General features: G+C 58.3%; 11 protein-coding genes. 8 read left to right on the top strand and 3 right to left on the bottom strand.

Features of this window, described 5'->3' with window-relative positions; translation table 11 throughout:
* Positions 1-127: 127 nt before the first annotated feature.
* Positions 128-994 carry a LysR substrate-binding domain-containing protein gene (locus ACR0K9_RS10195; RefSeq protein ID WP_480531244.1) on the bottom strand — a complete coding sequence of 289 codons (867 nt, stop codon included), beginning with the start codon at positions 992-994 and terminating at the stop codon, positions 128-130.
* Between the two features lie 195 nt (positions 995-1,189).
* On the opposite strand from ACR0K9_RS10195, the gene ACR0K9_RS10190 reads away from it, so the two are divergent.
* From ACR0K9_RS10190 to ACR0K9_RS10175, 4 genes are all read left to right on the top strand, one after another.
* Entirely contained in the window at positions 1,190-2,188 is a 999-nt protein-coding gene (locus tag ACR0K9_RS10190; protein WP_480822838.1) for an isopenicillin N synthase family dioxygenase, read from the top strand.
* 107 nt (positions 2,189-2,295) lie between these two features.
* Positions 2,296-4,749, top strand: coding sequence for a GcvT family protein (locus ACR0K9_RS10185; RefSeq protein ID WP_480822836.1), 2,454 nt, complete (start codon positions 2,296-2,298; stop codon positions 4,747-4,749).
* Positions 4,750-4,764: 15 nt separating this feature from the next.
* Positions 4,765-6,285: a trimethylamine methyltransferase family protein gene (locus ACR0K9_RS10180; protein WP_480822834.1), complete on the top strand. Its 1,521-nt coding sequence runs from the start codon at positions 4,765-4,767 to the stop codon at positions 6,283-6,285.
* A gap of 59 nt (positions 6,286-6,344) precedes the next feature.
* Positions 6,345-7,358, top strand: a complete 1,014-nt coding sequence (locus tag ACR0K9_RS10175) for an Ldh family oxidoreductase (RefSeq protein ID WP_480822832.1) — start codon at positions 6,345-6,347, stop codon at positions 7,356-7,358.
* 430 nt (positions 7,359-7,788) lie between these two features.
* On the opposite strand, the gene ACR0K9_RS10170 is transcribed toward ACR0K9_RS10175, so the two are convergent.
* Both ACR0K9_RS10170 and ACR0K9_RS10165 read right to left on the bottom strand, forming a co-directional pair.
* Complete coding sequence (locus tag ACR0K9_RS10170) at positions 7,789-9,099, bottom strand: UDP-glucose dehydrogenase family protein (RefSeq protein WP_480531232.1); 1,311 nt, start codon at positions 9,097-9,099, stop codon at positions 7,789-7,791.
* A 268-nt stretch (positions 9,100-9,367) separates the two neighbouring features.
* Positions 9,368-10,255: an AraC family transcriptional regulator gene (locus ACR0K9_RS10165; protein ID WP_480822830.1), complete on the bottom strand. Its 888-nt coding sequence runs from the start codon at positions 10,253-10,255 to the stop codon at positions 9,368-9,370.
* 160 nt (positions 10,256-10,415) lie between these two features.
* On the opposite strand from ACR0K9_RS10165, the gene ACR0K9_RS10160 reads away from it, so the two are divergent.
* The 4 genes from ACR0K9_RS10160 to ACR0K9_RS10145 all read left to right on the top strand — a co-directional run bounded on the left by ACR0K9_RS10160 (position 10,416) and on the right by ACR0K9_RS10145 (position 15,551).
* Positions 10,416-10,688 (top strand): hypothetical protein, encoded by a 273-nt coding sequence (locus tag ACR0K9_RS10160; protein ID WP_480822828.1) that lies wholly within the window; start codon positions 10,416-10,418, stop codon positions 10,686-10,688.
* Between the two features lie 4 nt (positions 10,689-10,692).
* Positions 10,693-11,157, top strand: coding sequence for a (2Fe-2S)-binding protein (locus ACR0K9_RS10155; RefSeq protein WP_480531226.1), 465 nt, complete (start codon positions 10,693-10,695; stop codon positions 11,155-11,157).
* Between the two features lie 4 nt (positions 11,158-11,161).
* Positions 11,162-13,342 carry a xanthine dehydrogenase family protein molybdopterin-binding subunit gene (locus tag ACR0K9_RS10150; protein WP_480822826.1) on the top strand — a complete coding sequence of 727 codons (2,181 nt, stop codon included), beginning with the start codon at positions 11,162-11,164 and terminating at the stop codon, positions 13,340-13,342.
* A gap of 154 nt (positions 13,343-13,496) precedes the next feature.
* Entirely contained in the window at positions 13,497-15,551 is a 2,055-nt protein-coding gene (locus ACR0K9_RS10145; protein WP_480822824.1) for an adenylate/guanylate cyclase domain-containing protein, read from the top strand.
* Positions 15,552-15,562 lie beyond the last annotated feature (11 nt).

Raw genomic sequence — 15,562 nt, 5'->3', positions numbered from 1 at the left:
AGGCGCGCGTGTTTCGGCGGGGATCGCACAGTTTTGATTGCTCCAGCGGCATGAATACGCCGAGCCCGTAAATTTGCGCAGGATTATTACATCCAGACATAACAGGTTTCTTAGCCATTGTCGTTAATCACACCGCCTTTGGCTTGTCGGCCTCTGAAAGCCAGTCAAACAGCACCCGCGCCCGGTCCGAAGCCTGATTGTGCAGGACAACAAAGAAATCCAGCGGAGAAGAGACCGTTTCAGGTATCAGTTGGACCAGTTTGCCGGATTCAACCAACTCAGCCGTCAGGCCCTCCCACCCCAGCACAGCGCCCATGTCGTCCTGCGCGGCCTGCAACGCGATGACATAGTTGTTGACGCGATGTGCGGCTTTCAGTTGCGCCGACTGCCCCAACGCCCGCAGCCATTCCTGCCAGTTGGTCCATCCGCTATCTGCAGCCTCAAGATAAATCAAAGGGATATTCGCCACATCTGCAGGGGTGTCAATCTGATGCTGCTCGGCAAAGCGGGGGCTGCCGAGTGCCATGATCTGGTCATGGAACAGGGCGCGGCACGGCCCTGAATTCTGATGCATGTGGCCATAATGAATGCTCAAATCGCAGTCCCTGGTGCTGGCATCCTGATCGCTGACCATCTGCGCAACCGAAATATGAGGATGGCTTTTCCAGAACTGCGCCAGTCGCGGGGTAAGCCACAAAGAACTAACGGCGGTGGTAGAGCGGATCGTCACGGCGTTACGCCCGCGATGCGCGCGCAACTGATCCAATGCTTCTCCGATACCCTCAAAACCCCGTTGAAGCGCAACCAGCAAATACGCGCCACCTTCGGTCAGTTCGACCCCGCGATGAAAACGGTGGAACAGAGTATGCTGCAGTTCCTGCTCAAGTGCCTTGATCTGATGGCTTACAGCAGCTGGTGTCACGTTCAACTCTTTCGCTGCGTCCTTGAAGCTGACATTGCGGGCGGCAGCCTCAAAGCTCAGAAGCGATGTCATGGGGGGCAGGTTATAGGGACGTTTGGGCAACTTATCCTCGCATGAAAGATCGATTTTATGCTGCAATGCGGCAGAAATTATCAGTATAGGGTTAGATCAGATAACTCAGGGTGATTTTTTTTACAATTGTATGACGCGTAAATTCCACAGTATGCGCAGGCAAATACCTACGCCTAGCGAAAAGCGACTCAGCCCATGACCCAGACACCTGTCCTGCAGGACTCCCTTCATGCGACGCGACAGTCATTTGATAAGATCCCCGTTGTCGATCTTGCCCCTCTGATCGACGGCAGCGACCCGCAGAAAGTGGCGTCCGATATCCGCTGGGCGCTGTCGAATGCCGGCTTCATGTATGTCCGGAACCACAGCGTTGCCGCCGAGGTGGTGGATCGGGCGTTTGAGCGTACTCGGGCATTTTTCGATTTGCCAGCCGAAGACAAGATGAAGCTGCATATCGCGCATTCCGGCGAAGCGCTGCGTGGCTATATTGAACCGTTCGGTGAAAACACCGATCCGGGCAAGACCAAGGACCTGAAGGAATGCTTCGATATCGGCCCCGAAGCCGCATCGTCGGGTCCGTTCTTTGGCCCCAACCAATGGCCGGAAGAGGCGCTGGCTCCCGGATTCCGCGATGCGGTCTACGGCTATCACGAAGAAATGAAACGTCTGGCAATGATCCTGCTGTCCGGCATTGCCCGCAGCCTTGACCTGGCGCCTGATTTCTTCGGGTCCAGGCTGCAGAATCCCATCAGCATCCAGCGACTGCTGCATTATCCGCCCCAGACAGGGCAAGTGGAGGAAAGTATCATCGGAATCGGCGCTCATACCGACTATGGCAACCTGACCATTCTGGCGCAGGACGATGTGGGTGGTCTGCAGGTAATGAACCGCGACGGGCAGTGGATCGAGGGTACACCGATCCCTGGTACGTTTGTTATCAATATCGGCGATCTGGTGCAGCGCCTGACCAATGATCGGTATCTGGCCAATCTGCATCGGGTCGTGAACACCTCGGGGCGCGAGCGGTATTCGATCCCGTTCTTCATCGACGCCGATTACGATGCCGTGTTTGAACCTCTGCCATCTTGTGTTGATGCAGATAATCCTGCTCGCTACGCTCCTGTCACCTGTGGCAGCCACAAGTTCGGGCGCTTTGCCAAAAGCTTCCCGCATCTCCAGGCCAGGGTGGCCTGATCCAGTTCCGGCCCCGGTTGTCGGGGTCTCATTTCACCGCAAGTACGGTGGGAATATGAAATCCGGGGTGACGCCGTCACGGCCCGAAGATCTGTGAAGGAAACAAAATGAAATCACATGCGAAAGTGGTGGTTGTCGGTGGCGGATGCGTAGGTGCATCCATTCTCTATGGATTGACTCAGCACGGATGTTCGGACGCAGTGATGCTGGAGCGCACCACGTTGACTTCAGGCTCAACCTGGCACGCGGCCGGGCTGCTGGTGACTTTTGTGCGCTCGCACAACGTTTCGAAGATGACGATGGAAACCATTCGCATCTATACCGAAGTCGAGGAAAAGATGGGCTCATCGGTTGGTCTGCGCAAAGTCGGCCAGCTGCGCGTTGCCAATACCGAAAAACGCTGGGATGAGTTTCAGTCCTATATCTCGATTGCCGAGGCTGCGGGCGTGCCCTGCAAACTGCTGACCCCGGAAGAGATCGCCGAGGTGCATCCGCTGCTGAACCAAAGCCCGGATATTCGTGGCGGCATTCTGCACACCGAAGATGGTTACGTGAACCCCGCCGATATCACCATGGCGATGGCGAAACTGGCGCGGGACGCAGGCGCGAAAGTGTATCAGAACACTGAGGCGCAATCCTATGAAAAGCTCGATAATGGCCACTGGAAAGTGACCACAAACCAAGGCGAGATCACCTGTGAGCATCTGATTTTCGCCACCGGCAACTATGCCCGTGAAAACGCCCGCCGCGTGGGTTTGGACCTGCCCTGTATCCCGATCGTTCACCAGTACTGGACCACCGAGACCGTACCTCTGCTGAAAGAGCGCCGCGCCGAAGGCCTGCCTGAATTCCCGATCCTGCGGGATGAGGATTATGGCGCATATCTGCGCGAAGATGTGGGTGGTATCCAGTTCGGTCCCTATGAATTCACAAAGGATCTCAAGCTGTTCGCCGAAGACCGCGTGCCGCCCGATTTCGGTGCCGATCTGCTGCCCGAGGATTTCGACGCGGTGGAAACCCAGTGGGAACGCGCCATCGAGCGGGTGCCGACGTTGGGCGAGGTGGGCATCAAGGCCAACACCCGTGGCCCGTTCCAGATGACCCCGGACGAACTGCCTCTGGCCGGTCCCGCCCCGGGGCACGAAAACCTGTGGCTGGCCGAAGGGATGCCCGGTGGAATCCTGTGGGGTGGCACCGTGGGCGAACGCCTGGCCCGCTGGATCGTCTATGGCGATCCGGGTATGGATATGTCGGAACTCGATCCGCGCAGGTTCTCGGACTATGCCTCGAAACGCTGGACCATGGACAAGGTGCGCGAAACCTGGGGCACCCATATGAACGCCCACGTTCCGGGCGAAGATTTCCCCAATGCCCGCCCGATGAAGACCATGGGCTCCTATGACCTGCTGACCGCCCATGGCGCTGTCTGGACCAGCTTCAACGGCTACGAATTCCCCCGGTGGTTTGCCAAATCGCCGGAAGAGGCGATCCCCGAGCACAGCTTCCGCCGCACCGACCATATGGAACGGGTGCAGGACGAGGTGCGCACTACCCGTGAGAAGGCCGGTTTCATTGAAATGTCACCGATGACCAAGTTTATCGTGCGTGGCCCGGGTGCGGCCAAATGGTTGGACAGCATCATGGCCAACAAGCTGCCCAAGGTGGGCCGTATGACCCTGTCGCTGGCGCTGAACGCAAACGGCGGCATGGACGGCGAATACACCATCGTGCGCTATGCCGAGGATGATTTCTATCTGATTTCGACCCCGAACTGGTGCGCCTATAACTGGGATCAGCTGCAGCGCCAGATGCCCAAGGATGGCTCGGTCGTCATGGAGGATATCTCGGAGCAGTTGGGCGTGATCGCGCTGGCTGGACCAGAGTCGCGCGAAATTCTGTCGAAACTGACCGACAACGACCTGTCGAACGAAGCCTTCCCATGGCTGTCGGCGCAGATGGGCGAGGTGGGCTATGCCAAGGGTGTGCACCTGCTGCGCGTGTCCTATACCGGCGAGCTGGGCTGGGAGTTGCACCACCCGATCGGCTATAACCGCCACATCGTGGATCAGTTGCTGAAAGCGGGCGTGAAGCCTTTTGGTCTGGAAGCGCTGGAGTCGATGCGGCTCGAGAAATCCTATCGCGCCATCAACCGCGAAATCTGCAAGGACATGACCCCGTACGAGGCCGATCTGGGCCGCTTCGTGGCCTTGACGGAAAAGATCGGCGGGCAGGTTTGCGAACGCGATTTCGTCGGTAAGGCGGCGCTGCTGAAGCAGAAGGAAGAAGGTGGATACAACACTCTGGTGACGCTGAAACTGCCATTCTGCGATACCTCGGTGATGTTCGACGAAGGCGTCTATGCCGATGGCAAGCTGATTGGTCGGGTCACCTCGGGCGGGTTCTCGTATTACTGCAACCACGACATCGCCATGGCGCTGGTGCCGCAGGATATGACCGCGCCAGGCACCAAGATGCAGGTTCTGGTCCACAATGAGATGCGCGACGCCGAAGTGATCGATGTCTGCGCCGTTGATCCCACCAGCGCCCGAGCGCGCGCCTGATCCGGAGGATTTGAAATGGCAGAAGCAAGAGCACGCTCAGGCCGTGGCGGCGGACGCGCGGCACGGGTTCAGGCCCGTACAAACCCGGCCCCCGTCTATCTTTCGACCCTGAACCGCAAGGTCGGTCCCATCGATCTGCTTGGCCCCGAAGGGGTCGAGCGCATCCACAATGCCGCGATGACTATTCTGGAAACCACCGGCATCGAGTTCCGCGATCCCGTGGCGTTGGCCGATTGGAAGAAATACGGCGCGGATGTGCAGGGCGAACGCGTGCGCATCGGGCGCGAGATGCTGATGGACCTGATCTCGGCGGTGCCGTCAGAATGGGGCTATGCGGCGCGCAATCCCGACCGCTCACTGCGGGTGGGTAACCGCAACTCGGTGTTCGCCAACGCCTATGGCGCGCCTTTCGTCTATGGTCTGGACGGCGTGCGCCGGCCTTCGATGCTGGAGGATGCGCACAATTTCTTCAAGCTCAGTCAGATGAGCCAGTCGATGATGGTGCCGGGCATCCTGCCGGTCGAGCCGCAGGACGTTCCCGTCCCGCAGCGCCATCTGGAACTGGTGCATGCGGCGCTGACGCTGACCGACAAGCCGATCAAGGGCTCGGTGCTGTCGGAACAGGCGGCGCGCGACTCGGTTGAGATGACCCGGATCGTGTTCGGAGAGGAGTTTGTCGACAACAACGTCGTGATGGCCGCACTGCTGAACTGCAACACGCCACTGGTGTGGGACGAGACCATGCTGCAAAGCCTGCGCGTCTACGCCTCGGCCAATCAGCCCTGCCTGCTGTCGCCTTTCGTTCTGGCGGGTGCCTCGACCCCGGCCAGCCCGCAGGGCGGTGTGGCGTTGCTGATCGCGGAATCGCTCGCGGGCATGGCCTATAGCCAGATCATACGTCGCGGCGCGCCGATGGTGCTGGGCGTGGCGATCATGGGTGTGTCGATGAAAACCGGCGCGCCGATGATGGGCTCGCCCGAACCCGGTCTGATGAACCTGTTGGTGGGTCAGATGGCGCGGTTCTACGGCGTGCCGTGGCGCACCTGTACCATGTGGACCGGCTCGAAATCGCCGGACATGCAGGCGGCGTTCGACACCGCCAATACCATGTGGCCGGTGCTGCTGGGCGGGGCGAATTACATCGTGCACTCGGCGGGCTTTTTGGAAGGCGCGCTTGGGGTCAGCTATTCGAAGTGGGTGCAGGACACGCTGCAGCTGGAGAACTTCCACCGCTTTTTCAGCGGCTTGGTAGACGAAAACCTGGACGCGCTGTTGGGCGATATCGACAAGATCGGACCCGGAGGCCATTTCCTGGGCACCGACCACACTCGCGAAAACCCGATGCACATGAACCACTTGCAGAACAACGACAGTTTTGAACAGTGGGAGGCCGAGGGTTCGAAGACCGCAGAAACGGTCGGCACGGAAGAGGCGGAACGGATGCTACGAAATTATATCCAGCCGCCGATGCCCGACGATCAACGGGGTGCGCTGGATGAGTTCGTCGCCAAAAAGCGCATTGAATACAGCGCCTAATACATACAAATGAGGTGCCCAGGCACCTCTTTTAGTTTCATAAGGACAGGATCAGGCAGATGACTGAAATTGCAACAAAAACACTCTCGCTGGATGAGGTGAGGGATCTGGCGAAATCCGTCCTGGTTGCGGCTGGAATGGATGAGCGTGGCAGCGATCAACTCGCAGAGATTGTCACCAAGTCGGAACGTGACGGTCCGCGCAGCCACGGGTTGCGCATGCTGCCGGTCTATGTGCAGAGCTTTACCTCAGGCTATGCCAATCCTGCCTCCAATCCCAAAGTTGAGCGTATCGCACCCAGCGTTCTGCGCGGGGATGCCGGCAATGGGTATTATCAGATCGCCGCGTCCATGGCGCTGGACGAGTTGATTGCCATGGCTCGCGAAAACGGCATCGCAGCGTTTACCTGCGCCAACAGCCATCACCTTGCCGGTCTGCGCTTTGACACCGAGCCACTGGCCGAGGCCGGGCTGGTTGCACTGGGCGTCGTGAACTCATTGTCGATGGTGGTGCCGCAGGGTGGTGTGCGTCCGGTCTTTGGCACCAATCCGATGTCCTTTGCCTGCCCGCGTCAGGGTCAGGATCCGATTGTCTGGGATCAGGCCTCGTCAATGGTGGCGCTGATGGATATCCGCATGGCCGCAGCCGAAGGGCACGATCTGCCGCGTGCCGCCGGCCTCGACCCCGACGGTCAGCCCAGCACCGATCCGAATGCTATCCTGGAAACCCGCAGCCTGCTGCCCTTTGGCGAGCATAAAGGAGCTGCAATCGCCTTCCTGATCGAGGTGATGGGTGCAGCCCTGGCCGGGGGTACGCTGTCAGTGGACAACGCCAATCGCGAAGCGCACGGAGCGCTGAACATCAAGGGCGGCTCGACCCTGATCGCGATTGATCCGAAACGGTTCGGCAACGCCGCGTTCGACGACTATATCAAGCGCATCTGTGCCGAGATTGAAGGCAACGGCGCGGCGCGCGTGCCCGGAGATGGTCGATTGAAGAACCGTGCTGCCTCGCAAGCCAATGGCGTACAGGTCAGCACGGAACTGCTGGCTCAGCTGGCTGAGCTGCAATAATCTCCTTTCAAGCGATAGGCTCGGTGGCGTTTGCCACCGGGCCTATGTCCGGCACATTGACCACCTGAATTGTCATGCGGCTTGGTCTCTGGCGGGTGTTTCATTGACTGCGGTCATGAAGGCTGGGGCGTCTGACCAAAATCGGAACCGCCAATTTCGTACCTAGAGAACGGAACCGCCGTTAATCTGTTATTCGCAAAGATTTTATTCCGTGACGATTGCGATTGCACCAGCATGTTTTTTGCTGCGAGTTGGGTCAGTTTCACGAGTTTGCATAGGTGCACGACAGATGCGCCGCGCACGACCAGCAACATCGCAGCACCCGGTGCATCACGTCCGGGTGCCGGATCATGAGAAAACCGAGGGTTCCGGATTTTTATTGAGACAGAATTCTGGCTCCAGATCGGGTTCCACGAGTTATCTCGTAATATCAGACCGTACTGCCAACGCCGACATAGCTGTCAAAGCCCGCGCCCAGCACCATGGCGGAGGAATAGATGTTACGCAGGTCGACCATCCGGGCGGATTTCATCGTCTCGGCCAGATCGCTCAGATTCAGCGCGCGGAACTCGTTCCATTCAGTAAGCAGCACAATTGCATCAGCATCTTTCGCCGCTTCATACGGATCATCCATCCAGTTGACGCCGGGCAGCAGCTCTTCACCCTCGGACCGGCCCTGAGGGTCAACCACGCGCACGCGGGCACCACCGCCGATAAGGGCAGGGACAATGGTCAGCGAAGGCGCATCGCGCATGTCGTCTGTATTGGGTTTGAAGGTGACCCCGAGTACGGCAACGGTCTTGCCATTAAAGCTGTCATTGCAGGCCTCGCGGATTTTGTCGATCATTCGCTTCTTCACTTCGTCATTGACGCGCATGACAGTTTCGGTGATCTGCATCGGATAGGCGTGATCCTGTCCGATCCGAGCCAGTGCAGCAGTGTCTTTCGGAAAGCACGAGCCGCCATAACCGGGACCTGCGTGCAGGAACTTGTTGCCAATGCGTCCGTCCAGCCCGATGCCGCGTGCGACCTCTTTGACATCGCCACCGGCGCGTTCGCACAGGCCCGCTATTTCATTGATGAACGTGATCTTGGTCGCCAGAAAGGCGTTGGCCGCGTATTTGATCATTTCGGCACTTTCCAGATCGGTGGTCAGGATCGGGAAATCGCGCAAATATAGAGGGCGATAGATCTCGGCCATAACCTCGGCGGCGCGCTCGCTTTCGACACCAACAACCACGCGGTCCGGGCGCATGAAGTCGTCAATGGCTGCCCCTTCACGCAGGAACTCGGGGTTCGAGGCCACGTCGAATTCAGCCTTCGGATTGGCCGCTGCGACCACCGATTGGACCTTGCGGTTGGTGCCAACCGGAACGGTCGATTTTGTGACAACGACTGTATAATCGGTGATCGCATGCGCGATCTCTTCTGCCGCAGCCATTACATAGGTCAGATCAGCATGGCCATCGCCGCGCCGCGTAGGAGTGCCCACGGCGATGAACACCGCGTCGGCCCCATCCACGGCGCTGGCCAGATCGGTGCTAAAGCTCAGGCGCCCGGCGGACACGTTCTTGGCCATCAAAACATCAAGCCCGGGCTCGTAGATCGGAACCTCACCGGCTTGCAACATTTCTATTTTGCGTTCGGATTTATCAACGCAGATCACATCATGGCCAAAGTCGGAAAAGCAGACGCCGGAAACCAGCCCGACATATCCTGTGCCAATCATTGCAATACGCATTCTTCAAATCCTTTTCTTCGATCAGAAAACACCCGGTACCTGTCTGGTGTGATGGGCGAGCTTGCCCCTTCGGCATGGGGCCTATTCATCTTCGATGACCGAATATGCGCTTAACGTGACGGTGTTCAAGGCGATTTTGTCAGGACCGCAGGCAATTGCCCAAACTGCCGTAGTTTTAGTGCCAGGTGGGCCCTCAGCACATCGCATAACATCTGGCAACTTGAAAACTGAAGACAGATATACCGTCTGGCCGCAGGTCTGGAAGGTATCAACCCGCCAAAAGTGTCCGATTAGATTTCTGATCGCTGGGAGACAGCCCGAATTTGCGCGAAAACTCCCGGCTAAACTGCGTTGGGCTTTCATATCCCACGTCATAAGCAGCTGATGCGACCGAGCTGTTTCCCGATTGCAGCAACCGGCGCGCCTCGAGCAGGCGCAGTTCCTTCTGATATTGCAACGGGGTTGTCGAGGTGACGGCCTTGAAATGCTCGTGAAAGGCCGAAAGGCTCATTCCCGATTCATGCGCAAGATCAGCGACAGGGATGCTGTTCTTATAGTTGCTGCGAATAAAGGCGATGGTCTTTGAGATACGGCTTGCGGGACTTTCATGCCGCAATAGCTGCCGCAGCATACCCCCGTGACGGGCGCGCAGAAGGCGGAAATGGATCTCTTTCAGAACCAGCGGCGCAAGAGCGCAGGCCTCGACCGGATCGTGAGACAGACGATAAAGGCGCGCGACAGCATCCATCAACGCCTGATCCGAGGCGGCGACATTCAGCGTCTGTGCCTCACCGTCCTCGATGTCTCCGATCTCGTCCACCAGACTGCGGACCAGTGCAAGGTCGAGTGTCAGGGCCAGCGCGGCATATGGTTCATCGGCGCTGGCTTTGATCACCGCCGCTTCGACAGGCACAGCGTGGCTGACGATCAGCGTATCGCCCGCACTGTAGCGGATGACGCGCCCGCCGATATGCGCTTCTTTTGCACCCTGAAGGACCAGGCACATGACGGGCTCGTAGAAACCGGCGGAACATTCGGTCGTTTGGTCATTGCAAAACGCATAAAATCCTTTGACGCCGGTTTCGCACCCGACACCCATTGCGTCTTTCGAGCGTACCTGTGCGAAAACCTCCGCCACCAGATTATCGGGTACCATCAAAATCCCTCCTGCTCCTTGAAAATATAGCGGTTTCGCGCTGCCTGAAAACACTCATCCAAGGCTTGTCGGAGAATTAGGCAGATCATTCGGAGGATAAGGCAGCGCAATCGCCTCTCAGAGCATTACCCTTAACGGAAGCTAATCGCGGGAGGGTGTCATGTACAATAAGGCGGTCACGAGAATTGGCCTTGTGGCAGACCAGCGTATTGCCAAATCCGGTCTAAGTATCACGCTGGCTGAATTTCTCAGAAACAAGCTGATGCAAACGGCTTTGCGTCTCGAAGGTCTGCGACACAAGGGTATGAGGGCCATTCCCGTGACAACGGATGTAGCCAGCGCCGGTTTCGCACTGACCGGCGGCAGGCGAGGCCTCCCCGACGTTTTCCCGGAATTCGAACAAACCAACCACTTGCCAAAAGAGAGACCTTGAAGCCATGGCGATTGAACTGAAACTGAATGGCCAGACGCATAGCGTCGAGGCCGAACCGGGCACCCCGCTTTTGTGGGTGATCCGGGATGAGCTGAAGCTGACCGGCACCAAATTCGGCTGCGGTGTCGCGTCCTGCGGGGCGTGCACTGTTCATATGAATGGCGAGCCGATCCGGTCCTGCCAGACTTATATCGAAGATGTCGAAGACGCCGAAATCACTACCATAGAAGTGATCGATCAGGACAAGATCGGTGCCGCCGTGCAGCAGGCATGGCTTGAACTGGACGTGGTCCAGTGCGGTTATTGCCAGTCCGGTCAGATTATGAATGCGGTGGGCTTGCTGCGCGAAAATGCCAAGCCCACGGCGGCAGAGGTCGATGACTACATGCACGGAAACGCCTGTCGCTGCGCCACCTATCAACGTATCCGCGCCGGTGTTCTGCGCGCATCCGAAATTCTGGAGGCCTGAGATCATGACAGCCACTCTTTCCCGCCGTGGGTTCCTGAAAACCGCCGCCGCTGCAGGGGCGGTTCTGTATGTTGGTGCAAATGCCGATGGCGTCATGGCCGCATCCGGCCAGGCCGACGCGATGCTGAATCCCTTCGTCAAGATCGACAGTGACGGCAACGTCATAGCCATCGTCAAGCATTTTGAAAAAGGGCAGGGGCCTGCCACCGGTCTGACCTCGTTGATCGCCGAAGAACTGGGTGTCACCATGGATCAGATCGGCTATGAATTCGCGCCTTCTGATCCGAATGTGTACAACAACATTCTGTTTGGCCCGTTTCAAGGCACGGGTGGATCCACCGCGATGGCGAATTCCTGGGTGCAATACCGGACTGCTGGTGCCAATGCCCGCGATATGCTGATCAAAGCTGCGGCTGAGGTCTGGGGAGTCGACCCATCCTCTCTGGATATTCAGGAGGGCTTGATCACCGGGGCAGGCAAATCCGCACCTTTGGGTAAGTTCGTAGCCGCTGCTGCCAGTTTTACGCCCTCCGAAACGCCGCGCCTACGTGATCCGTCCGAATGGAAGATCATCGGTAACTCGAATACGCGTCGCAAAGACAGCCCGGTCAAGATCAACGGCACCGCTAAATTTGCGATGGACGTGCAACTGGACAACCAGATGGTCGTGATGGTCAAGCGTACCCCTCAGCGCGGAGGCACTGTTGCTGGCTTTGATGATAGTGCCGCCAAAGACATTAAGGGCTTCATCATGGCCCAGACCCTGCCGACCAAGCACGGTGTTGCGGTGTATGCCGAGAACACCTGGGCCGCGATGCAGGCGCGCGAAGCGTTGCAGGTCGAGTGGGACCTGTCCGCCGCCGAGACCCGCTCGTCGCAGGAAATCCGGGACGAGATCATGGCGGCACTGGATGCCGCGCCGATTTACAATGTCAACAAGGCCGATCAGGATGCGATTGCGGCTGCCGTGGATGGGGCGGCTACTATTGTGGAAAAAACCTTCTACTTCCCGCTGCTGGCGCACGCCCCGATGGAGCCTTTGAATTGCACCATCGAACAAACTGCGGATGGGGATATCGTGCTGCATGATGGTGCGCAGATGCCGACAGGTCCGCACATGGCCTATCAGCAGATCTTTGGCTTGCCTGCCGAGAAGATCCACATCAACACGATGCTGGCCGGAGGTTCGTTCGGGCGTCGCGCTACACCAGATGCGGATTATCAGGTCGAGGCTGCACTGGCTTTTGCGCTGACCGACCGTTCACGTCCGGTCAAGCTGGTCTGGGATCGCGAAGACGACATCCGGGGCGGTTACTACCGCCCGGCCTTTGGCCACAAAGTTCGGGTCGGGCTGGACCAAACCGGGGCCATCGTCGGCTGGCTGCATCAGGTCGCCGGTCAGCCCGTCATCAAAGGCACCCCATTCGAGGCGGTTCTTGTGCATGACGGAATTGATCATTCCAGCGTCGAAGGGTTGGCGGACAGTCCCTATGCCATTCCGGGCATGGCGGTTGGCCTGACCGACACGGAAAAGGCGACCTCGGTTCTGTGGTGGCGCTCGGTCGGGCATACCCATACCGGCTATGTCATGGAGGTCATGATGGACATGGCGGCCAAGGCGGTCGGTCAGGATCCGGTCGCGTTCCGTCTGAGCTATCTGCAGGGCGATGACAAGGATCGGGTGCGCAAGGCGGGGGTTCTGAAACTGGCGGCCGAGAAAGGCAACTGGGGCAACCCGCAACCGGGCAATGTGCAGGGTGTCGCCGTGCACAAATCATTCGGGTCCTATGTGGCCGAAGTGGTCGAAATCTCGGGCAGCGTAGAGGACGGCATCCGTATCGAAAAGGTCACCGCAGCCGTCGATTGCGGTATCGCGGTCAACCCGGATGTGATCAGGGCGCAGATCGAAGGCGGTATCGGCTATGGCATCGGGCACGCGATGCGCGATCAGATCACATTGGACGGTGGTGCGGTCGAACAATCCAACTTCCCGGATTACGAGCCGCTGCGGATCTCGGACATCCAGTCGATCGAGACCCACATCGTACCTTCGGCAGAGGCCCCGACTGGTGTTGGCGAGCCCGGAACACCGCCCGCGGCGCCTGCTTTGGCCAATGCGATTTCCGAGCTGGATCTCCGGGTTTCAGAATTGCCAATGAGCGAAAACGGAGTTTCGTTCGCTTGATCAAAAACGGTATCGCCGGTTTATTCGGCGATACCACGCGGCTGACGCAGCCCTAACACTTGCGTGATTTTTCGGCGTTGCAGCAAACTATCCTTTGCGCTGATCACCGTCTCAATCCAATACTGCGCCAACGGCCATAGTTTTCGGAGCGTTCATGCGGGTAAGCGTCGGCATCGCTGTTTCAATGCTGGTTGCCCTTTCGATTGGGGTCTCGACGTTCATCGTCCACTCGCTGTGGTGGACGACGGCGCGCGATAACAGCCGCATGCTTGCCGCCGAGATCAACACCCAGATCGCAAACACGGTTCGCATTGAGGTCGGCGTGACACTCAGATCAGCCGAGGCCGCCTGGGCCGCTGTGCGTACGATCTTTGTCCAGAATGTCATCGGAACACGTCAGGCCGACAAGCGCGAGTTTGTCTTTCTGTCGCAACTGCAGGCGCAGCCCAACATTTCATGGATTTTCTTCGGTTGGCCGGACGGGAATTTCTTTGCCTCGCACCGTCTTGGGGACGGCGGGCTTGAGATGATCGAGATCGACAAGAATATCCGCGACCGTATGTTGCGGAAAGACCGCTATATCTTCATTCCGGGTGATATCCAGTTCGAAGAACGGAGCTTTACCGAGACATCCTATGATCCGCGTGAACATGCGTGGTACGGCAATTTCTTGAATATGAGCTCTCAAGGCTGGATCGAGGCGCACGGCCTGCCGGGCAATGAAAAGACCGTTTATGCCTTTGCCGGTCCGGTCGATGTCAATCGCAGACGGCAGGGCGTGCTTGCGGTTGCGATCGAAACGGACCGGTTGTCGCGCTTTCTGGCGACGCTGCATCCTGGTGAGTTTGGCGCAGCTTTCATACTCGACGCAGACGGCAAAGTTATCGCCGTTCCCGATGCTGATGCCGATGAAACCACCCCGGCGCGCATGGGTGAAGGAGAGTTGTACGAGGTCGCCATGATCTCGGGCGAAAAGCTATTGGGTGATCGCGCGGCAAACATGGCTGGCAGCCAGACCACGCGGATCGTGATCGACGGCGTGCCCTATGCAGTGGCCTTGACACCATTGGGGTTCTACGGCTGGCGGGTGGCCACGGTCATCCCGGAATCCGCTTTCTTGTCGGGGATCGACAAGACTTTGATAAACCTTCTCTATATTCTGGTCGGCGTTGTTGTGGTTGCCACCGGGCTGGCGATCTGGCTGGTACGTCGAGTGGTTGCGAACCCATTGGCACAAATCGCCGAAGACCTCAGCAAGATCGAACGTTTTGATGTCGAGCGCATCTCGCGCAGACCCTCAAGACTGTCTGAGCTTGCAAACCTTTCGGCGGCCACGGCCAGTATGGCGGCGGGTCTGTCGGCGTTCCGGAAATATGTCCCGACGGATCTGGTGCGAATGCTGGTTGCCGAGGGCATCAAGACCGAACCGGGTGGTGATATTAAGCCGATCTCGGTCCTGTTTTGCGACGTCGCCGGTTTCACTGGACTGTCCGAAAAACTTGGGCCCCAAATTGTCGAACTGATGGAGCCGTTCTTTAGTGCGGCATCGGCTGCGATTGCGCGCCATGACGGCACCATCGACAAATTCATGGGCGACGCCGTGATGGCGTTCTGGGGCGCGCCACGCAAGGATGACTGTCATGCCCAGAACGCGTGCTGTGCCGCGCTTGATCTTGTGGCGGCGGTCAAGGCGGCGGGTATCGAGGACGAGGCTGGCAACCCGTTACGCGTGCGGATCGGGTTGAACAGCGGTGAGGCTCTGGTCGGGAACATCGGATCCGAACAACGTCTGAATTACACCGCGATCGGTGATGTTGTGAATGTTGCCAGCCGTCTGGAAGGGGCGAACAAGGAATACGGCACGATGATCCTGATTGGTCCCGAGACCCGGCAGGAGGCTGGGGATACCATCATCGTGCGCGAACTGGATACGCTGACAGTGTTCGGGCGCAGCAAAGAGCTGGTGGTCTACGAGCTGATCGCGATGTCTGATGATTTCGACGGATCAATGATGTGGATCGAGGCCTATGAACAGGGACTTGCGCATTATCGCGCCATGCGGTTTGAACAGGCTGTAGCCGCTTTTGATACCGCTGACCGGACACGAAACGGCGATCCGGCATCGTTGGTGATGAAGGCACGAGCCTTGACCTTGCTTGAGAACCCGCCTGCACAGGATTGGCATGCCGTCACGAATACGGAAAAATAACACCTGGCGGA

The organism is Ruegeria sp. L12, assembly GCF_056531745.1.
The sequence above is the reverse complement of the archived record's forward strand: the minus strand, read 5'-3'. Positions and strand labels throughout refer to the sequence as shown.

Excerpts from the sequence above, each read along its gene's own strand:
- ACR0K9_RS10145 (WP_480822824.1), top strand. The coding sequence starts at position 13,497 with ATGCGGGTAAGCGTCGGCATCGCTGTTTCAATGCTGGTTGCCCTTTCG.
- ACR0K9_RS10150 (WP_480822826.1), top strand. The coding sequence starts at position 11,162 with ATGACAGCCACTCTTTCCCGCCGTGGGTTCCTGAAAACCGCCGCCGCT.
- ACR0K9_RS10195 (WP_480531244.1), bottom strand. The coding sequence starts at position 994 with ATGACATCGCTTCTGAGCTTTGAGGCTGCCGCCCGCAATGTCAGCTTC.
- ACR0K9_RS10165 (WP_480822830.1), bottom strand. The coding sequence starts at position 10,255 with ATGGTACCCGATAATCTGGTGGCGGAGGTTTTCGCACAGGTACGCTCG.
- ACR0K9_RS10190 (WP_480822838.1), top strand. The coding sequence starts at position 1,190 with ATGACCCAGACACCTGTCCTGCAGGACTCCCTTCATGCGACGCGACAG.
- ACR0K9_RS10185 (WP_480822836.1), top strand. The coding sequence starts at position 2,296 with ATGAAATCACATGCGAAAGTGGTGGTTGTCGGTGGCGGATGCGTAGGT.
- ACR0K9_RS10180 (WP_480822834.1), top strand. The coding sequence starts at position 4,765 with ATGGCAGAAGCAAGAGCACGCTCAGGCCGTGGCGGCGGACGCGCGGCA.
- ACR0K9_RS10170 (WP_480531232.1), bottom strand. The coding sequence starts at position 9,099 with ATGCGTATTGCAATGATTGGCACAGGATATGTCGGGCTGGTTTCCGGC.
- ACR0K9_RS10175 (WP_480822832.1), top strand. The coding sequence starts at position 6,345 with ATGACTGAAATTGCAACAAAAACACTCTCGCTGGATGAGGTGAGGGAT.
- ACR0K9_RS10155 (WP_480531226.1), top strand. The coding sequence starts at position 10,693 with ATGGCGATTGAACTGAAACTGAATGGCCAGACGCATAGCGTCGAGGCC.
- ACR0K9_RS10160 (WP_480822828.1), top strand. The coding sequence starts at position 10,416 with ATGTACAATAAGGCGGTCACGAGAATTGGCCTTGTGGCAGACCAGCGT.